This window comes from Pontitalea aquivivens (assembly GCF_046507575.1).
GTDB classification, from domain to species: Bacteria; Pseudomonadota; Alphaproteobacteria; order Rhodobacterales; family Rhodobacteraceae; genus Pontitalea; species Pontitalea aquivivens.
This window is the reverse complement of the sequence record NZ_JBKFEY010000007.1, coordinates 48,093-68,729: the sequence shown is the minus strand read 5'-3', so window position 1 is coordinate 68,729 and position 20,637 is coordinate 48,093. Positions and strand designations below refer to the sequence as shown.

The 20,637-nt window shown below is 67.7% G+C and carries 11 protein-coding genes; 4 read left to right on the top strand and 7 right to left on the bottom strand.

Translation table 11 applies throughout. The features are described 5' to 3' along the window. Nucleotide 1 precedes the first annotated feature (1 nt). Both ACK8OU_RS10445 and ACK8OU_RS10440 read left to right on the top strand, forming a co-directional pair. Nucleotides 2-2,548: a cation-translocating P-type ATPase gene (locus ACK8OU_RS10445; RefSeq protein ID WP_410303336.1), complete on the top strand. Its 2,547-nt coding sequence runs from the start codon at nt 2-4 to the stop codon at nt 2,546-2,548. A gap of 233 nt (nt 2,549-2,781) precedes the next feature. Further along, nucleotides 2,782-5,298, top strand: coding sequence for a cation:proton antiporter (locus tag ACK8OU_RS10440; RefSeq protein WP_410303335.1), 2,517 nt, complete (start codon nt 2,782-2,784; stop codon nt 5,296-5,298). Nucleotides 5,299-5,347: 49 nt separating this feature from the next. Here the strand turns inward: ACK8OU_RS10440 and ACK8OU_RS10435 are convergent, their stop codons facing one another. Both ACK8OU_RS10435 and ACK8OU_RS10430 read right to left on the bottom strand, forming a co-directional pair. Beyond that, nucleotides 5,348-5,917: a peroxidase-related enzyme gene (locus ACK8OU_RS10435; protein ID WP_410303334.1), complete on the bottom strand. Its 570-nt coding sequence runs from the start codon at nt 5,915-5,917 to the stop codon at nt 5,348-5,350. A 131-nt stretch (nt 5,918-6,048) separates the two neighbouring features. After that, nucleotides 6,049-8,271, bottom strand: coding sequence for an NADP-dependent isocitrate dehydrogenase (locus ACK8OU_RS10430; protein WP_410303333.1), 2,223 nt, complete (start codon nt 8,269-8,271; stop codon nt 6,049-6,051). 466 nt (nt 8,272-8,737) lie between these two features. On the opposite strand from ACK8OU_RS10430, the gene ACK8OU_RS10425 reads away from it, so the two are divergent. Together ACK8OU_RS10425 and ACK8OU_RS10420 are read left to right on the top strand one after the other, a co-directional pair. Continuing rightward, a complete protein-coding gene (locus ACK8OU_RS10425) occupies nt 8,738-10,030 on the top strand; it encodes an efflux RND transporter periplasmic adaptor subunit (protein ID WP_410303332.1) in 1,293 nt (430 codons plus the stop codon). 3 nt (nt 10,031-10,033) lie between these two features. Then, complete coding sequence (locus ACK8OU_RS10420) at nt 10,034-13,120, top strand: efflux RND transporter permease subunit (protein ID WP_410303331.1); 3,087 nt, start codon at nt 10,034-10,036, stop codon at nt 13,118-13,120. A 247-nt stretch (nt 13,121-13,367) separates the two neighbouring features. Here ACK8OU_RS10420 and ACK8OU_RS10415 read toward each other — a convergent pair whose 3' ends face one another. From ACK8OU_RS10415 to cimA, 5 genes are all read right to left on the bottom strand, one after another. Beyond that, complete coding sequence (locus tag ACK8OU_RS10415; RefSeq protein WP_410303330.1) at nt 13,368-13,916, bottom strand: chemotaxis protein CheD; 549 nt, start codon at nt 13,914-13,916, stop codon at nt 13,368-13,370. Beyond that, complete coding sequence (locus ACK8OU_RS10410) at nt 13,913-14,986, bottom strand: protein-glutamate methylesterase/protein-glutamine glutaminase (RefSeq protein WP_410303329.1); 1,074 nt, start codon at nt 14,984-14,986, stop codon at nt 13,913-13,915. Before ACK8OU_RS10410 ends, ACK8OU_RS10415 begins: the two co-directional genes overlap by 4 nt. A gap of 13 nt (nt 14,987-14,999) precedes the next feature. Further along, nucleotides 15,000-18,065 carry a methyl-accepting chemotaxis protein gene (locus ACK8OU_RS10405; RefSeq protein ID WP_410303327.1) on the bottom strand — a complete coding sequence of 1,022 codons (3,066 nt, stop codon included), beginning with the start codon at nt 18,063-18,065 and terminating at the stop codon, nt 15,000-15,002. 113 nt (nt 18,066-18,178) lie between these two features. Continuing rightward, nucleotides 18,179-18,964 carry a squalene/phytoene synthase family protein gene (locus tag ACK8OU_RS10400; RefSeq protein ID WP_410303326.1) on the bottom strand — a complete coding sequence of 262 codons (786 nt, stop codon included), beginning with the start codon at nt 18,962-18,964 and terminating at the stop codon, nt 18,179-18,181. After that, nucleotides 18,961-20,583: a citramalate synthase gene (cimA, locus tag ACK8OU_RS10395; protein ID WP_410303325.1), complete on the bottom strand. Its 1,623-nt coding sequence runs from the start codon at nt 20,581-20,583 to the stop codon at nt 18,961-18,963. The genes ACK8OU_RS10400 and cimA overlap by 4 nt, the downstream gene beginning before the upstream one ends. Nucleotides 20,584-20,637 lie beyond the last annotated feature (54 nt).

The following is a 20,637-nucleotide window of genomic DNA, read 5'->3' as shown; positions in this document are numbered from 1 at the left end:
GATGACAGATGTGCCAACCGGCCTTGGCGCGGCCGAGGCCGCCGCGCGGCTGGCGGCCGAGGGCCCCAACGAATTGCCCCGCGCGCGCCGCCGGTCGGGCCTGCGCATCCTGGCCGAGGTGTTGCGCGAACCGATGCTGTTGCTGCTGGTGCTGGCGGCCATCGTCTATCTGATCTTCGGCGATCTGCATGAGGCGCTGATCCTGCTGGTCGTGGCCACGCTGTCGGTCACCATCACGGCCGTGCAGGAAAGCCGCACCGAACGCGTGCTTGAGGCGCTGCGCGATCTGTCCTCGCCGCGCGCGTTGGTGCTGCGGGGGGGCGAACGGCTGCGCATTCCGGGGCGCGAGGTGGTGCGCGGCGATCTTCTGATCCTGGCCGAGGGCGACCGCATCCCCGCCGATGCGCAGCTGTTGCAGGCCGAGGGGCTGAGCGCCGATGAATCGCTGCTGACGGGCGAATCCGTGCCCGTGCGCAAGCGCGCCGCCCACCCCGATGCACCGCCCGATGCACCGCCCGATGCACCGCCCGATGCACCGCCCGATGCCCCCCCCGGCAGCGAGGATCTGGCGATGGTGTTTTCCGGCGCGCTGGTGGTGCGCGGGTCGGGGCTTGCCCGCGTCACCGCCACGGGCGCGGCCAGCGCCATCGGGCGCATCGGCCATTCGCTGGCCGGGCTGGACCGCGAACCGCCCCGCCTGCGCGCCCAGACCGCGCGGCTGGTGCGGCTGGCGGGGGCCTTTGGCGGGGCGGTGTCAGTCACGGTGGTGCTGCTTTATGGCAGCCTGCACGGCGACTGGATGCAGGCCGCGCTGGCCGGGATCGCGCTGGGCATGGCGATGCTGCCCGAGGAATTTCCCGTCGTGCTGACGGTCTTCATGGCGATGGGGGCCTGGCGCATTTCGCGCGCGCGGGTGCTGACGCGCCGCGCCGCCTCGATCGAGGCGCTGGGGGCGGCGACGGTGTTGTGCACCGACAAGACCGGCACGCTGACGCAAAACCGCATGATGGTGGCCCAACTCTGCCCCGCCCCGGGTGTCGCGGATGGGGGCGATGCGGCGCAGGCCCTGCGCGCGGGCCTGTTGGCCAGCGCCCCCCATCCCGTCGATCCGATGGATGCCGCCTTCCACACGCTGGCCGCCGCGCGCGGCATCGGCGCCACCGGCGCGTGCGGTCAGGCGCTGCGGCTGGCGCGCAGCTTTGGCCTGCGCGACGATCTGCTGGCCGTGACCCAGATCTGGACCGGCGCGGGTCCGGGCCTGATCGCCGCCGCCAAGGGCGCGCCCGAGGCCATTGCCGCGCTGTGCCACCTTGACCCGGCGGTGGCCGATTGGCTGCACGGCGAAACCAACCGGATGGCCGGGGATGGCCTGCGCGTGCTGGGGCTGGCGCTGGCCGAAGCGCCGGGCACGGCATTGCCCGACGCGCCCGAGGCGCTGGACTTCCGGCTGGTGGGGCTGGCGGGCCTGGCCGATCCGCTGCGCGAGGGCGTCCCGCAAGCGGTGCGCGAATGTCAGCAGGCGGGCATCCGCGTGGTGATGATCACGGGCGATTATCCGGTGACCGCGCGCGCCATCGCCGCCGAGGCGGGCCTGCCCGCGGGCACGGTGATGACCGGGGCGCAGATCGCCGCGCTGGACGATGACCGGCTGGCCGAAACGCTGGCCGGCACCGCGATCTTTGCCCGCGTCCTGCCCGAACAGAAGCTGCGCCTTGTCACCGCGCTCAAGGCGCGGGGCGAGGTGGTGGCGATGACCGGCGACGGGGTCAATGACGCGCCCGCGCTGAAGGCCGCGCATATCGGCATCGCCATGGGCGGGCGCGGCACCGATGTCGCGCGCGAAGCCGCCGGGATCGTGCTGCTGGACGACGATTTTTCCTCAATCGTGCGGGCGGTGCGTCTGGGCCGGCGGATCCATGACAACCTGCGCAAGGCGATGGGATTCATCCTGGCGGTGCATGTGCCCATTGCGGGGCTGGCGCTGATGCCGTTGCTGATGGGCACGCCGATCGTTTTCGGCCCGCTGCACATCGCGCTGATGGAGCTGCTGATCGACCCGGTCTGCGCGCTGGTCTTTGAGGCCGAACCCGAGGAAGACGATACCATGCGCCGCCCGCCGCGCCCGCCATCGGCCTCGCTGTTTTCGCCCGCGATGCTGGGCTGGGGGCTGATCCAGGGGCTGGTGGCCTTTGCCGTGGTGGCGGCGGTCTATTTCGGGGCGCTGGGCCGTGGCCCGGACCCCGAGAACCTGCGCACCCTGTCGTTCCTGGCGCTGGTTGGCGCGGTGCTGGGGCTGATCTATGTGAACCGGTCCTACAGCGCCTCGCCCTGGGGGGCACTGGTGCGGCCGAACCGGGCGCTGGCGCTGGTGCCGGTCGCGGTGGCGCTGGTGCTGGCGCCGATCCTGCTGTGGCCGCCCGCCGCCGCGATCTTTGGCTTTGCCCTGCCGGGGGCGGCCGATCTGGCGCGGGTCGCCGGGGCGGCGGCGCTGGGCTTTCTGGCGCTTGAGGCGGTCAAGCGCGTGCTGGGCCCGCGGCTGCGGCGCTGAACAGCGCCGGACCTGCATCCGCCCCTTCGCACCGATCTCCTTCGCACTGGCCCCATCACACCCGCCCCATCACACCCGCCAGCGCAACCCAGGGCCGCCGCCGGGTCATGACCGGCCCCCGGGGCCCGCCTGCGCGCGCAAATTCGCCTGCGCCCCGGGCCGGGCGATCACGAAATCGAAGCCCCCCGCCAGATCCCATTCCGCAGGACGGCAAAGTCTGTAATATCAACAGAATGGACATCGTGGTTTTCCTTGCGATCTTTGCATCGCTGTTTCTTGTGATCGGCGCGGCCGAGCCGCTGGCCGCGCGGTTGCGGCTGCCCTTCACCGTGCTGCTGGCCGCCCTTGGCATCCTGATCGGCATCGCCGCCGCCTTCTTCCTGCGCACCGATCTGACCGATGCGCTGAACCCGGTGGCCGAGGCGATTCTGGGCCTGCCGATCCGGTCAAACGTCTTCCTTTATGTCTTTCTGCCCACCCTGATCTTTCAGGCCACGCTGGAAATGAACCTGCGCCGGATGCTGGACGACTGGGTGCCGATCCTGGTGATGGCGGTGCTGGCGGTGGTGGTGGCGACGCTGGCGGTGGGCTATGCGCTGGCCGGCGTCTCGGCGCTGCCGCTGATGGCCTGCCTGATGCTGGGTGCGATCGTGTCGACCACGGACCCCTCGGCGGTGGTGACGATCTTCCGCTCGCTGGCCGCGCCGCGCCGGCTGAGCCGGATCATCGAGGGCGAAAGCCTGCTGAACGATGCCGCCGCCATTGCGCTGTTCGGGGTCTTTGCCGCCTTCGTGCGCCGCGGCACGCCCGACCCCACCCTGTCGGGCGCGCTGGGGCAGTTTCCCGTGCTGATCCTGGGGGGGGTGCTGGTGGGCTGGGCGCTGGCGCGGGCCGGGCTGCGGATCATGTGGCTGTTCGAGCGTTTCCCGCTGGCGCAGGTCTCGGCCTCGGTGGCGCTGCCCTATCTGGCCTATATCCTGGCCGAACAGGTGCTGGCGGTGTCCGGTGTGATCGCGGTGGTGGCGGCGGGGATGACGCTGAACTACCTTGCGCCAGGCAAGCTGGCGCCCGCGGCCTGGGCCTTCCTGCGCGATGTCTGGAATGTGCTGGCGCATTGGGCGGGGGCGCTGATCTTCGTGCTGGCGGCGCTGCTGATCCCGCGGATGCTGGACGGGGTCACCTGGACCGATCTGGGGCTGACGCTGGTGGTGCTGGCGGCGGCGGTCGCGGCGCGCGCGGTGATCCTGTTCGGGCTTTTGCCGGTGCTGACGGCCCTGCACCTGTCGCCGCCGGTCGAGCGGCCCTACCGGATCGCGATCCTGTGGGGGGGCTTGCGCGGGGCGGTCACGCTGGCGCTGGCGCTGGCGGTGACCGAAAGCCTGCTGATCCCGGCCGACATCCGCCGGATGGTCGGTATCCTTGCGACATCCTTCACGCTGTTCACGCTGATCGTGCAGGGGTCCAGCCTGCGCTGGGTGATCGGGCGGCTGGGGCTGGACCGGCTGTCGCCGCTGGATGCCGCACTGTCCAAGCAGGTGATCGCGGTGGCCTTGCAGACCGTACGCGAAGAGGTGGCGCGTGCCTCGGACAATTACGAACTGACGCGCGAGACGGTGCGGTCCGAGGCAAAGCGATTTGGCGAACGGCTGGACCGCGCGGTCAAGGCGGCCGAGGACAGCACCGAGCTGCAGGACCGCGACCGCATCACGCTGGGCCTGATCGCGCTGGCGGGGGCGGAACGCGACCTGATCCTGGCGCGGCTGCGTGAACGGGCCATTTCGGTGCGGCTGGCCGAACGTATCCTGTCGGATGCCGACCGGCTGATCGAGGCGGCCCGCGCGGGCGGGCGCAGCGGTTATCAGGCCGGCGCCCGGCGCAGCCTGGGCCATGACGGGCGTGGCTTTCGCGCGGCGGTGTTCCTGCACAACCGGCTGCGGATTTCGGTGTTCCTGGGGCGGCTGATGGCCGACCGGCTGGAAATCCTGCTGACCCAACGGCTGATCCTGCGCGACCTGCACGGCTTTATTGACGCCCGCATCCGGCGCATCCATGGCCGGCGCGTGGCCGATCTGCTGCATGAAATGCTCGACCGGCGCCTGAATGAGGTGGACAAGGCACTGGACGGGCTGCGGCTGCAATATCCGGGCTATGCCGAGGAACTGGAACGCGGTTTCATCCGCCGCACCGCGCTGCGGATCGAAGAACGCGAATACGAATCGATGCATGACGACGGGCTGATCGGGGCGGAACTGTATACCGCGCTGAGCCAGGACATGGCGGCACGGCGCGCCGAACTGGACCGCCGCCCGCCGCTGGACCTGGCCTTGCAGAAACGCGAACTGGCACGCGCGCTGCCGCTGTTTGCCGATCTGGACGATGCGGTTCTGACGCGGCTGTGCCGGCAGCTGCGCGCGCGTTATGCCCGCGCGGGCGAGGTGATCCTGCGCAAGGACAGCCCCGGGCGGACGGTCTATTTCATCGCCTCGGGCGCGGTCGAGCTGAAGACCGCGAACCAGACCCTGCGACTGGGCCGGGGCGAGATGTTCGGCCAGATGGCGATCCTGATGCGGCGCGCGCGGCGTGCCGAAGTGCGCGCGATCACGCCCTGCATGTTGCTGACGCTGGATCAGGACCGCTTCCTGCGGCTGTTGAAACGCAGCCGCAGGGTGCAGAAATCCGTGCTGGAGGCCGCTGGCAAGCGCGGCATCGCGATCGAGGAACTGGACGCTATTTCCAAACCTGAAATGTAGCTTAACCAGTGACTTGCGCACATAAGATAAAGCTCTGCATCAAGTTTCATCACCCCCGCCCGAGGCTGTAGAATTCGTCATTTGGCCGCAGCGATGCCATGTTGGCAATCCGGTTCGACATGCCGAAAAAGGCGGCGATGGCACCAATGTCCCAGATATCCCCGGCGTCAAATCCCTGCGCTTCCAGCGCGGCGCGGTCGTCGGGCGACAGATCCTGCGCGCGCAGGCAGACCTTCATCGCATAATCCAGCATCGCGCGCTGGCGCGCGGTGATGTCGGCCTTGTGATAGTTGACCGCGACCTGATCGGCGATCAGGGGGTCCCTGGCCCGGATGCGCAGGATCGCACCATGGGCGATCACGCAATACTGGCACTGGTTGGCGGCGCTGGTCGCAACCACGATCATCTCGCGTTCGGCCTTGGTCAGACCGCCGGGCTTGTCCATCAGCGCGTCGTGATAGGCAAAGAAGGCGCGGAATTCATCGGGCCGATGCGCCAGCGCCAGAAAGACATTGGGGATAAAGCCCGATTTTTCCTGCACCTGCGCGATCCGGGCGCGGATATCCTCGGGCAGGCTGGCAAGATCGGGAATGGGGAAGCTGCTGATCGGATGGGTCATGGCGGGTCCTTTGGCGATGCGCAGGCCCCATGTTCCGCCGGGACGGCGCGAAAGCCAAGCCCTTCCTGCCCGCCCAAAAGGCAAGGCGCAGGGTTTCCCCCGCGCCCCGCCAGATCTTGCGCCGCGGCGCCTTAGCCGATGATGGCGTTCAGCGTGGCCGAGGGCCGCATCACCGCCGCCACCTTGGCCGGGTCGGCATGGTAATAGCCGCCCATATCCACCGGCTTGCCACGACCTTCGTGCAGTTCCGCCAGGATCTTGGCCTCATCCGCGACCAGGGCCTTGGCGACCGGCGCGAAATGCGCGGCCAGGGCGGTATCCTTGCCCTGCGCGGCCAGCGCCTCGGCCCAGTAGCGCGCGAACCAATAGTGGCTGTCGCGGTTGTCGGGCTGACCGGCCTTGCGCCCGGGCGAGCGGTTGTCATCCAGGATGCCCTGGGTGGCCAGATCGACCGCCTCGCCCAGCACGCGCGCCTTTTCATTGCCGCGCACATCGGCCAGGAACTTCAGGCTTTCCCCCAGCGCGCAGAATTCGCCAAGGCTGTCCCAGCGCAGATGGTTTTCTTCCATCAGCTGCTGCACATGCTTGGGCGCCGAGCCGCCCGCGCCGGTTTCGAACATGCCGCCGCCCTGCATCAGCTTGACGATCGACAGCATCTTGGCCGAGGTGCCCAGTTCCAGGATCGGGAACAGGTCGGTCAGATAATCGCGCAGCACGTTGCCGGTGATGGCGATGGAATTTTCCCCCTTGCGGATGGTTTCCAGCGTCAGGCGGGTCGCCTCACGCGGGGCAAGGATCAGGAATTTATCTTCAACACCAGCGGCTTGCAGGATGGGCTTCACATATTTGATCAGCTCGGCATCATGGGCGCGGTTCGCATCCAGCCAGAAGATCGCCTGGCAGCCTTCGGCGCGCTGACGATCGATGGCCAGCTTCACCCAATCCTCGATCGGCGCCTTGCGCGCCGAAGCCGAACGCCAGATGTCGCCCGCCTCGACCTCATGCGCATGCAGCACCTCGCCATTGGCCAGCACCATGCGCACGGTGCCGTCCTGGGGGATTTCGAAGGTGGTCGGGTGGCTGCCGTATTCCTCGGCCTTCTGCGCCATCAGGCCGATGTTCTGCACGGTGCCCGCGGTGCGCGGGTCCAGCGCGCCGGTTTCCTTGAAATAGCGGATCGTCTCATCATAAACCGGCGCGTAGGAGCTGTCGGGGATGACGCAGTTGGTGTCATGTTCCTTGCCATCCGGGCCCCAGCCCTTGCCGCCAGCGCGGATCAGCGCGGGCATCGAGGCGTCGATGATCACATCGGACGGCACATGCAGGTTGGTGATGCCCTTGTCGGAATTCACCATGTACATCGGCGGGCGCGCGGCCATGACCTTTTCGATCTCGGCCTCGATCCCGGCCTTTTCGGGCATTTCGGCCACGCGGGCCAGCACATCGCCCAGGCCCGAATTCGGGTTCACGCCCGCGGCGGCCAGCTTGTCGCCGTATTTGTCGAACACCGGCGCCAGGAAGACGCGCACCGCATGGCCAAAGATGATGGGGTCGGAAACCTTCATCATCGTGGCCTTCATGTGCAGTGAAAACAGCGTGCCTTCGGCCCTGGTCGCCTCGATCTGTTCGGCCAGGAAGGCATCCAGCGCGCGCGCCGACAGGAAGGTCGCATCGACCACCGCGCCTTCGGGGAATTTCACGCCCTCTTTCAGCACCGCGACCGAACCGTCCTTGCCCACCAGTTCGATGCGCACGGCACCGGCCTGCGCGGCCGACAGGGTGGCGGATTTTTCATTCGAGAAGAAATCGCCCGACCCCATGGTCGCCACGCGGGTCTTGCTGTCGCGGGACCAGGCCCCCATCGAATGCGGGTTGGCCTTGGCAAAGTTCTTGACCGCCACCGCGGCGCGGCGGTCGGAATTGCCCTCGCGCAGGACGGGGTTCACGGCCGAACCCTTGATCGCGTCGAACCGGGCGCGGATGTCCTTTTCCGCCGCGGTCGCGGGGGCCTCGGGGTAATCGGGGATGGCATAGCCCTGCGCCTGCAGTTCCTTGACCGCCGCCACCAGCTGCGGCACCGAGGCCGAGATGTTGGGCAGCTTGATCACATTGGCCTCGGGCGTGGTCACCAGCTTGCCAAGTTCGGCCAGATCGTCGGACTGGCGCTGCGCCTCGGTCAGCTGTTCGGGAAAGGCGGCGATAATGCGCCCGGCCAGCGAAATGTCGCGCGTGCCGACGCTGACACCGGCGGCGGCGGCAAAGCTGCGGATGATCGGCAGAAGCGATGCAGAGGCCAGCTCTGGCGCTTCGTCAACCTTGGTATAGATGATGTCGGGGGTGTTCACTTCAGCCATGGTATCCATGCCTCCTTGCTTCTGGGGGCTCTATACCGGAACGGTATACAAAGGTCTACCGAAACGAAAAGCCCACCGGCGGAAATCCGGGGGGATCATCGCGGGGCGCGAAACGCCGGCCAATACCGCGCGCCACCCTGGCTTTGGGGCAGCCCGGCCCGTGACAGGAAGCGCCCCGCCCCGGGTGGCGTGCATTGCGACAGAATCGGATGCGGTGTTCGACGCTTTCTGGTGACCGCATCCCGCCCAGGGCGCTTTTCCGGTTGCCGTAAAAGCGGGCCGGCGGATGCCGGTCGCAGGGGATGGGCCCGTGTGCAGGCCTGTTGCGGCTGACGGCGGAAAAGTGACCGCGCCGCCCGTCGCCCTGCGACGGAACCACTGGACAGCCGCGTATCAACGCTGTCTGCTGCGCCCATCGCGAACGCCCTGCCCCCAAAGCCCCGACAAGAGGACCCGGAAAATCCCGATGCCCATCCGCCTTGCCCATGCCGCCCGCCGCCTTGCGACGGCTGCCGCCACCGCCACCCTGTTCGGTGTCACGCTGGCCGGGGCCCTTGCCCTGCCCGTGCCCGCCCAGCAATCGCGCCCCCCGGGCCAGAGCCCGGGCCAAGGTCAGGGGCAGGGTGCCGCCCCCCGCCCGCCCGAGGTGGGCGTGATGATCCTGCAAGAGGCGGTCGTGCCGGTCAGCACCACCCTGCCCGGCCGCGCCGTTTCGCCAAATGCCACGGTAATCCGCCCGCGTGTGGGCGGCGCCATCACCGAAATCCTGTTCACCCCCGGCAGCCAGGTTGACCCCGGCACGCCGCTGTTCCGCATCGATCCGGTCCAGCATGAGGCGGCGCTCGCCTCGGCCCGGGCTGCGCTGGAACGCGCGCGCGCCGCCCTGCCGGTGGCGGAAACCGCCTTTGAACGGGCCCGCACGCTGGCCGCCACCGCCGCCGCCAGCCGTTCGGCGCTGGATAATGCCGAGGCCGAGGCGCTGAAGGCGCGCGCCGACGTCGCCAAGGCCGAAGCCGATCTGCGCCTGGCCGAGGCGCAGCTGTCCTGGACCACGATCACCGCGCCCGTGGGCGGCGTGATCGGCGTTCCGCTGGCCGCGGTGGGCGATGTCGTCACCGCCAATCAGGCCGCCGCGCTGGCCGATCTGGTGCAGATCGATCCGATCTATGTGGATGTGACCGAACCCACCGTCGCCCGCCTGCGTCTTGAGGCCAGCATTGCCGCGGGCGAGATCACCCCGCGCGCGCCCGACCTGAACCTGACGCTGGAAACCGGCGCGCCCTATGACCATGCCGGAACGCTTGTGTCGCCGGGCCCGACGGTTTCGACCACCACGGCCACGCGGGTGCTGCGCTTCAGCGTGCCCAATCCCGACGCGCGCATCCTGCCCGGCATGTTCCTGCGCGGCGATCTGTCCCTGGGCGAGACGCGCACGGTTCTGGTCCCCCAGCGCGCCACCGAACGCGCCCCCGACGGCAGCCTGACCGCGTTTTTCGTCGAAGACGGTGTGGCGCGCAAACGGGTGCTGGTCGAGGCGGGCACGCATGACAATGCCTGGATCATCCGGGCGGGGGCATCGGCGGGCGATGTGGTGGTGATCGACGGGCTGGCACGGCTGCGCGATGGCGCACAGGTCACCACCGTCCCGGTCGCGATCGACGCCACCGGCGTCGTGCGCGACCTTGTCCCCGACGCGGCCCAACCCGTACAGGCCCAACCCGTACAGGCCCGGCCCGAAGCCGCCCGCAAGGTCAACTGAGCCATGGCGCAGTTCTTCATCTCGCGCCCGGTCTTTGCCTGGGTGATCGCCATCATCACCATGCTGTTCGGCGTCTGGGGCCTGTCGACCCTGCCGATCGAACAATATCCCGACATCGCCCCCACCACGGTACGCGTCAGCGCCACCTATAACGGCGCCTCGGCCGAGGTGGTGGAAAACTCGGTCACTTCGGTGATCGAGGACGGCATGACGGGGCTGGATGGCCTGTTGTACATGACCTCGACCTCGTCGGCGACGGGGCGGTCCTTTGTCTCGCTGGTCTTTGCCGATGACATCGCCCCGGATGCGGCGCAGATACAGGTGCAGAACAAGCTGCAGCTGATCGAGAATGCCCTGCCCGAAAGCGTGCGCCAGCGTGGCCTGTCGGTCAGCCGGACGGGGTCGTCGACGCTGCTGGTGGGCGCGCTGGTGTCGCGCGACGGGCGTTATGAAACACAGGCGCTGGGCGATCTGACCGGCCAGCTGATCGAGGATGCGGTGCTGCGCACCGAAGGGGTCGGTTCGGTCGACAGTTTTTCGTCCGGCTATGCGATGCGGGTCTGGCTCGATCCGCTGCGGCTTGCGCGCTATCAGATCACACCCGCCGATGTGACCCAGGCCATCGCCGAACAGAATTCGACCGTCAGCGTGGGATCGCTGGGCAGCCAGCCGGTGGTGCCGGGACAGCAATTGTCGGTGGCGCTGTCGGCGCAAAGCCAGCTGGCCTCGGTCAGCGAATTCGAACGCATCATCCTGCGCACCGAGGATGAGGGCGGCACCGTCTATCTGTCCGATGTCGCCGATATCGAGATCGGCACCGAAAGCTATGGCCGCAGCGCCGAACTGAACGGGGCCAATGCCGCCGGCTTTTCCGTCAGCCTGGCGACCGGCGCCAATGCGGTGGAAACCGCCCGGCGCGTGCGCGAGACGCTGGACCGTATCGCCCCCGCCCTGCCCGAGGGCGTCGAGGTCGCCCTGCCCTACGACATCTCGCCCTTCATCGAAGCCTCGATCGGCAAGGTCTATGCCACGATGTTCGAGGCGGTCGGGCTGGTCTTTCTGGTGATCCTGATCTTCCTGCAAAGCTGGCGCGCGACGATCATTCCCACCATCGCCGTGCCGGTCGTGCTGTTGGGCACGTTCGGGGTGCTGGCGGCCTTTGGCCTGTCGATCAACACGCTGACCATGTTCGCGCTGGTGCTGGCCATCGGCCTGCTGGTCGATGACGCGATCGTGGTGGTGGAAAATGTCGAACGCGTGATGGAGGAAGAGGGGCTGGACCCGCGCGAGGCGACGCGCAAATCCATGCGCGAAATCACGCCCGCGCTGATCGGGATCGTGCTGGTGCTGTCGGCGGTGTTCCTGCCGATGGCCTTCATGCCGGGATCGACCGGGGTGATCTACCGGCAGTTTTCCGTGACCATCATCGCGGCGATGCTGCTGTCGCTGGGGGTGGCGCTGATCCTGACGCCGGCGATGTGCGCGGGCCTTCTGCGCGCGCGCCGCCATGGCGGCAATACCGCGCCCGCGCGCTGGTTCAACCGCAACCTGGACCGCGCCACGCTGGGCTATGGCAAGGTGGTGGGCGTCACCCTGCGCCGGCCGTTCCGCATGTTCGTGCTGCTGGTGGCCATCGCCATCGGCGCGGGCGGGATGTTCCGCATCCTGCCCTCGTCCTTCGTGCCGCAAGAGGATCAGGGCGGGCTGATGGTGCAGCTGCGGCTGTCCGAAGGGTCCACCATCGCACAGACCACCGCCGTCGCCGAAGAGGTGCGCGACTGGCTGCTGAACGATCAGGCCGAAATCGTCGACGCCGCCTTTGTGGCGCTGGGGTCGGGCTTTGGCGGGGGGGCGCAGAACATTGCGCAAATCTTCGTGCGGCTCAAGGATTTTCCGGCGCGGCCCGGGCGCAGCGCGGCGATGCTGGCGCAGACGGGCAATGCCCGCTTCCGCAGCCATCGCGCGGGCAACATCACCTTCATGCAGCCGCCCGCGATTCAGGGGCTGGGGCGCAACGCGGGTTTTTCCTTCTTCCTGATCGACCAGGGTGCGCGCGGCCAGGCCGAGCTTGAAACCGCCGCCCAGGCAATGGTGGCGCAGGCAACCGAGGCGGGCTTTGCCACCGGATTCAACGGTCATGAACGCACCCAGCGCCCGGCGCTGAAACTGGACATCGACCAGCAGAAGGCCCGTGCCATGGGGCTGTCGGTGTCCGAGGTCAATGCGATTCTGCCGGTCATCTTTTCCGGGCGCGAGGTCAATGAATTCGCCCTGGGCGTCGATCTGCGGCCGGTGATCGTGCAGGGCGCGGCCGACTGGCGGATGCAACCCGAAGACATTCTGGGCTGGTTCGCGCGCAACCGCAGCGGCGAAATGGTGCCCTTCACCTCGTTCATCAATCTGGTCTGGGAACAGAATTCCCCGACCCTGAACCGATTTGGCGGCACAAGGGGGCTGGAAATCTCGGGCGCGCCGGCCGAGGGCGTCAGCACCGGCGAGGCAATGAACCGGATCGCCGCGATCGTGGCCGGGCTGCCCGGCGGCTATGGCCTGGCATGGACGGGAATTTCCTATCAGGAACAACAAGCTGGAAATCAGGCGCCGCTGATGTTCGCGATGTCGGCGCTGGTGGTGTTCCTGTGCCTGGCAGCCCTTTATGAAAGCTGGTCGGTGCCCTTTTCGGTGATGCTGGCGGTGCCGGTCGGCGTGCTGGGCGCGCTGGTGGCGGCCTGGACCTTCGGTCAATCGAACGATGTCTATTTCAAGGTGGGGCTGCTGGCGACCATCGGCCTTGCCGCGCGCAATGCGATCCTGATCGTGGAATTCGCCGAAAGCCTGCGGCAGGGCGGCATGGCCGCGGCCCAGGCGGCGCGCCGCGCGGCCCAGATGCGGCTGCGCCCGATCCTGATGACCTCTTTCGCCTTCGCGCTGGGGGTGCTGCCACTGGCCATCGCGACGGGGGCAGGCGCGGCCGCGCAGCGCGCGATCGGCATCGGTGTGCTGGGGGGGATGGTGGCCTCGACCGTTCTGGCGATCTTCATGGTGCCGGCCTTCTATGTCCTTGTAAAAAAGCTGGTCCGGCAAACCTGAGCGCAAAGACCAGGGCAGAGGGGCCAAGCCGAAGGGGCACCGGGCATGGCAGCGAACCCGGGCATGGCAGCAAACGGGACGGCCCGGGCGGATAGGTCTTCGCTGCGCGGGCACGCCCTGTGCGACCAGGCCAGGGCTGCCTCCGCGTCTTGGCGCGATCAGACCCGCGCCCTGGTTCCCCGGGGCCTGTGACGCGCCGCACGGCCACGCGGCGCTGGCCCCGGGAAGGTGCGCCAGGCCCGATCTGTCAGAACAATTCGACATCGTTGCCTGCCACCGGCACCGGAATTTTTTCCGCCACATTCGCTTCGCGCAGCTGACGCTGGCGGGCGCGGCCGCTTTCAGGCCAGAATTCCACCCGCCGCGCCGAAGTTCCGCCCAGGCTTTGCGCGACACAGGCAATGCCCTCGCGGCGCAGGAATTCCAGCACAAAGGCCGCATTGCGCTGGCCGATGTCGGACAGTCCCGCGATCATCCGCGCACCGCCGAACACCTTTGCCCGCAACCGCCCCCGCACCGCCCCCTGCTTGATCAGCGCGTTGATCAAAAGTTCCATCGCATGCACGCCAAAGCTTGCAGCCTGGATCCGGCTACCATTGCCTTCGGGCAGCAGGAAATGATTCATCCCGCCAAGCCCCGCGCGCGGATCATGCAGGCAGGTGGCAACGCAGGATCCCAGGATCGTGGAGATCGCACCGCCATCACCAGTGCCCACCGCATATTCGCCTTGCCCGATGTGGCGAATGCGCCGCAGCGCGACACCCGGGCCGCCAACCCCATGCGCGATGTCCGTCATCGCCCTGCCCCAACCCGCATCTGTTCCGGGCGGGCACAGAGTTTCAGGATTTCGGCAGTCATGCGCGACAGCGGAACCGCCGCCTGTGCCGCCCCCGTTTCCAGCGCCGCACGCGGCATGCCGAAAACAACCGAGCTCGCCTCATCCTGCGCCAGACATTGCGCCCCGCCCTGGCGCAGACGCCCCATGGCCTCGGCCCCGTCGCGCCCCATCCCGGTCAGCAACGCCGCGACGACCCGGGGCGCATGCGGCAGGGCGGATTCGAACAGCGCATCAACCGATGGCCGGTGGCCACTGCGCTTTTCGCCGGCCCAAAGCCGGCAGGCGGGTCGGTCACCAGGCGTCACAAGCAGATGGGTGTCCCCGCCGGGGGCCAGATAGACCTGACCCTGACGCAGCGGCGCGCCATTGGTTGCAAGCTGCAACTGCGGGGCGATCCGCCCGGCCAGGCGCTGTGCGAAAGTCGCCAGAAACCCTTCGGGCATGTGCTGGGTGATCAGCGTCGGAGGACAATTTGCGGGATAACCTGCCAGAAGCGTCTCCAGCGCCTCGACCCCGCCGGTCGACGATCCGATCAGCACATAGCGCCCGTTCCAGTCAAAACCCGCGCTCGGGCGGATCTGCGCCTGGGGCGCACGATGGCGCAGCCGCGCGCCCGCAGCCATGACCAGCATGTCGCCGAGGTCGCGGAAAGCCTCACGCAACCCACCCGCAACAGGCTTTCCGATACAATCCACCGCCCCGAGCGAAAGCGCCTCAAGCGCCGCGCGCGCCCCCTTTTGCGTGAGTGATGAAATCATCACCACAGGCATCGGCCGCAACCGCATCAGCTTTTCCAGGAACTCAAGACCATTCATCCGCGGCATCTCGACATCCAGCGTCAACACATCGGGATGCAGGATCTTGATCTTCTCCCGGGCTTCATAGGGGTCGTTGGCTTCGCCAACCACCATCAGCCGGGAATCCTGCGCAAGAACCTGCCGGATCAAGGCGCGAATGGTGATGGAATCGTCGACGATCAGAACCCGGATCGGGCGGCGCGCCGAGGGGCTGTTAGTTGCTGGCTCCATGCCTGTGCGCCTTTCAGAAATCTTCCCAGTCGTCTGCCGTGGCGCGTAGCGCCGGGGCGGTCGCCTGTGTCAGCCGTGCCGCCACGCGTGGGGTAGCGGCCACCGGGCGCGGCACCCGGGCCGAGCGGAAGCGCGCCGGATCAAGATCGCCCGGCGCGGCCGCCTGCGCCGTACGGAATTGCGCCATGGTCGCGGTCAGCGATTGCGCGCCCCGGCTAAGCGAATGGCTGGCCGCCGTGGTCTGTTCGAACATCGCCGCATTCTGCTGGGTCACCTGATCCAGCTGGTTCACCGCGACATTGATCTCGGCCAGGCCCGCCGATTGTTCCTGTGACGAGGCGGCAATTTCCGATACGCGCGCCGCGATGTCGTTCACTGACGCCAGGATGCCGTCAAGTGCCCGGCCGGTTTCATCGACAAGATCGACGCCGCGCCGGACATGGCCCGACGAAGCCGAGATGAGCGCGTCGATTTCCCGGGCCGCTTCGGACGAGCGCTGGGCAAGGCCGCGCACCTCCGAGGCGACGACGGCAAACCCCCTGCCGGCTTCGCCCGCCCGTGCCGCCTCGACCCCGGCGTTGAGCGCCAGAAGGTTCGTCTGGAAGGCGATATCATCGATCACGCTGATGATGCGCGAAATCTTTTGTGACGATTGCTCGATCTCGCCCATGGCGGCAACGGCCTGCTGCACGACCTGGCCCGAAGTTTCCGCGCTTGTGCGCGCTTCGGTGACGACGCGGTTCGCCTCGGCCACGCCCGTTGCGGCCGAAGACACCGAAGAGGTCAGTTCGTCCAGCGCGGCGGCGGTCTGTTCCAGGGTCGCCGCCTGCTTTTCGGTGCGTCGGCTAAGATCCTCGGCCGCATTGGAAATTTCCTGCGCTTCGCCTTCAATCGCACCGGCGTTTTCGATCACGACGCGGATCGCACGCGACAAGGTTTCTATCGCGGCGTTGAAATCGGCGCGCAGCTTTTCATATTCAGGCGCGAATGCAGCATCGATGCTTGCACTCAGATCGCCGTCGGACAGACGGTTGAGCGAGACACCCAGGCTTTCGACCACCGCGCGCTGGGCCTCGATCATCGCGGCGTTGCGCCGTTCCGAGGCGCGCAATTCGCGCTGGCTTTCAGTGACATCCTTCGCGATCAGTGCCACCCGCATCACCCGCCCCTTGTCGTCGCGCACAGGCGTCAGGCTGCCGTCGGCCACTGCCACGCGATCGTTGCCCATGCGCAGCGTGAAGCGCCCGATCAGCGGTTCGCGCCGCGACAGGATATCGCCGCAGTCGCCATCCTCAGTGAAAACAATATCGGGCAGGCGCCGCCCGGTCACCTCGGCCATTGAGGTCCCCAGCACGCGATGGAAAACGCTGTTGGCGTTGAACAGGCGCAGATCCGTATCGAAGTTGCAGACGATCTGGGTGGCTTCGATCGCCCCGAACAGGGCCCGGTTCAGCCGTTCCTCGGTCACGTCGCGCCATTCAACCATGAATCCGATGCGTCCCTTGCCGGGCATCACCACCTCATTCATGTCCAGTGAGAAGCGGCAGTCGCCCACGGCGATTTCGGTATGGAAGGGCAAGGCGCCCGGGCGGTTGATGATCTCGCGCTGATGCGCGGGAACGGCGTGGAAGTCATCCATTGACCGCCCGACGACCCGTTCCGGGTCGAAATCGGGTTTGTGGCCCTGCAGATCCTTAAGACGGTTGACAAAGGTCGACTTCAGGGCGGCGTTGACATAGGTGATGGTGAAATCGAGATCCATCATCATCACGGCTGAACTGCCGCGTTCCAGCGCCGCGCCCTTCATCACCAGATCGGCCTGCGCCAGATCGGCCGCGGCAAGTGCGTCGCGGCAGTCCTGCAGGGCGCGCGCGATTTCGCCCACCTCATCGCCGCGGGCAAGGCCGGGTACCGTCAGATCATATTCCCGTCCGGCAATCTTCTGCACCGCGGTTTGCAGCCGGGCCAGCGGCGCCGATACGGATCGCGCGTAAAGCCAGGACAGGGCCGCCAGAACCGCCATCATCCAGGACGCATCGAACAGCATCATCCGGCCAAGCGCGCGCGCGGGCTGAACAACCTCATCGACGGATTGTTCGAACGCAAGGACATAGCGATGACCGAACAGGTCGACGGGGGTATAGGCCACCTCGGCCAGGGTGCCCGACAGGCCGGTTTGCCGGGCCATGCCATCCCGACCCTGCAGCGCCAGCGGGACAAAGGCCGCGTCAACCCGACGGGCCGTGGCGCCCGCGGGGGCGGCGCCCTGCTGATCGCTGAGGATGGTGTTCTGATCCGTCACAAGATAGCTTTGGCCGGTTTCGCCCAGACCATGGCCATGCGCCATCATCGCATCGATCGAGGCTGCGGAAATCTGATAGACGATCGCCCCCAGCAGGCGACCGCCCGCACGCACGGGTGCCGCGACAAAGCTGTAATGGCCTGTGCCAGCGGCCTCATAGGCGCGGAACGGGGACCCGACCGGATCCTGCACACCCGGCGCCGTTGCCGCCGCCACCGCGCCTGCAAGCGCGCCCGCGGCCCAGGGCCCGCTTTGAAGGTTGACCGCGAAATCGGTCTTCTTGCGCGCGGAATAGATGACATTGCCCGCACTATCGACCAGATAGATGTCACTGAACCCGAACTGTTCCATCTGGGTGACGAAGCCCGGGTGATAATTGCGATGCGGCAGGGAATAGTCCCGCTGCTGGGGCACCCCCACAAGCCGCTGGCGGCTGTCTGCGGGATGCGGATTGTCGGCGACAAAGACCTTTTGCAATGTGGCCGCGGGATCGGCGCCCAGCCGCGACCAGGCCGCGCCAAATTCCTGCAAGGCGCCCACGACCGATTCGTTGGTCGCGCCGGTCCGCGCCAGCGCCATCACCTGCGCGGTCCAGGATTCCAGTTCGTCATGACGCGCCTCAAGCGCGCTGTGAAGCCGCGCTTCGGCCTCATGCATAAGCAGGTCGCGCGCGTCGATGTAAGACGAAACCCCCATTCTTGTCATCGCCAGGGCAGAAATCGCCACAAGCATCAGCGGCAGGGTCACCTTGATCTTGAATTTGTGCAGAAAGTCCATGGTCCGGTCTCCGGCGATGCCGCGGATGCGGAATCGGGTCAGTGTTCACCGGGCATCCGCCCGTGCCCCGGACCATCGCTGCAGAACCTGAAGATTCGTTTAAGCCCCGCGCGCTACCAGCGCCCGGTCATCGCCATCCAGGCCAGACGGGCGCGGCGCGCGAATTCCGACTGCGCAAGCCCCCCGGCGGCGACAAGGCCGGGCGCACGCACGACACGGGCCAGGATCGCCCCCGCCCCGGCCCCGGGCAAAAGCGCGGGCAGGGCCGCACGCGGCACCGCCCCGCGCTGCGCCCGCGCGCGCGCCAGCGCCGCCAGCCCGCGCCCCGCCAATGCCGCAACCGCATCGGGACACCCATCCACAAGCGGCACGCGACCGCGCGCCTCAAGCGCGGGGATCGCGCGCAAAAATGCCGCCAGACCAGCCGCATAGCCATAATCGGCCAGCACGGGGCTGGCCTCCGCCGACGCGCCAAGCGCCGCCGCCGTGATCTGATACAGCCCGCCCGAGGTTGCCGCCAGATAGGCGTCCAGCGCCGCCGCATCGGCAAAGGGATCGCGCCAGCAATCCCAGCGCCGTGCCTCGGCCAGCGCCAGCATCGGCGACAGGTCCAGCCCGTCCGCGACCAGCTGCGCCAGCGCCGGGCCGATTTCATGCGCCGGGGCCTGCCCGGTCCGGACCAGCGCCTCAAGCGCGTCGATCCACCATTGCAGGCGCATCTCGGCCACCATCGGCTCGGTCGAGGCCCAGGGCGCGCGGGCCAGTTCCAGGTTCAGCGCATAAAGCGCCAGCAGCGCCGCCCGCCCCGGTTCGGGCGCGGCCATCGCGGCGGCAAAGCGCAGCGGATCACCCGCCCGCACCAAGCCCGCCGCCGCCTGCGCGCTGTCCCCGGGCGTCATGCGGGCGCCACCCCGTCGCGCTTCAGCTTCCAGACCATCGCATCCAGCAGCGCCTCGAACGAGGCATCCACGATGTTGGGCGACACCCCGACCGTGGACCAGCGCCGGCCCTGCCCGTCCTCGCTGTCGATAATCACCCGCGTCACCGCCTCGGTGCCGCCCTGGGTGATACGGACACGGAAATCGACCAGCTTCATGTCGTCGATGCAGGCCTGATAGGGACCCAGATCCTTGGCCAGCGCCTTGGCCAGCGCATTCACCGGCCCGCGATCATGGCCATCCTCGCCCATGCTTTCGGACACCGACAGCATCTTTTGCCCGCCGACCTTCACGACCACCACCGCCTCGGATACGCTGACCATCCGGTCATAGCGGTTCTTGCGCCGTTCCACCGTGACGCGATAGCGCTTGACCTCAAAGTAATCGGGCAACAGCCCCAGTTCGCGCAAAGCCACCAGCTCAAAGCTGGCCTGCGCGCCGTCATAGGCATAGCCCTGATCCTCACGCTCCTTGACCACTTCAAGAATGCGGGCCAGGCGCGGGTCTTTCGGGTCGACGTCAATCCCGGCGGCGGCCAGACGCGCGCGCAGGTTCGACTGCCCCGCCTGGTTCGACATCGGGATCAGCCGGGTGTTGCCGACCAGCGCGGGGTCGATATGTTCATAGGTCGAGGGGTCTTTCAGGATCGCGCTGGCATGCAATCCCGCCTTATGGGCAAAGGCACTGGCCCCGACATAGGGCGCAAACCGCAGCGGCACGCGGTTCAGGATGTCATCCAGCCTGCGCGACAACCTGGTGATGCCGCGCAGCGCCTCTTCGGAAATGCCGGTTTCGAACCGGCTGCGGAACGGCTCCTTCAGGATCAGCGTCGGGATCAGCGTCGTCAGGTTCGCATTGCCGCACCGCTCGCCCAGACCGTTCAGCGTGCCCTGCACCTGCCGCACGCCCGCCCCGACCGCGGCCAGCGAACAGGCGACCGCATTGCCGGTATCGTCGTGGCAGTGGATGCCCAGCCGGTCACCCGGTATCCCCGCCGCGACCACCTCGGCCACCACCCCCGCCACCTCGGCCGGCAGGGTGCCGCCATTGGTATCGCACAGCACCATCCAGCGCGCGCCCTCACCCATCGCCGCGCGCAGACAGGCCAGCGCATAGGACGGGTTTGCCCGGTAGCCGTCAAAGAAATGCTCGGCATCGAACAGCGCCTCGCGCCCCGAGGCCACCATATGCGCCACCGAGGCGCGGATGTTTTCAAGGTTCTCTTCCAGGGTGATCCCCAGCGCCGCGGACACATGATAATCATGCGTCTTGCCCACCAGGCAGACCGCCGGCGTGCCGGCATTCATCACGCCGGCCAGCACATCGTCATTGGCCGCCGACCGCCCCGCCCGCCTGGTCATGCCAAAGGCGGTAAAGATCGCCCGCGTCGCGGGCCGCGCGGCAAAGAAGTCGCTGTCCGTCGGGTTCGCGCCGGGCCAACCACCCTCGATATAATCCACCCCGATCGCATCCAGCGCCTGCGCGATCGCGATTTTCTCGGGTACCGAGAATTGCACGCCCTGCGTCTGCTGCCCGTCGCGCAGCGTGGTGTCATAGATGTAAAGCCGCTCGCGCGTCATCGCTGGCCTGCTCCTTCGCCCGATGGGGCTTCTTCTTGGCAAAAATACTCAAAC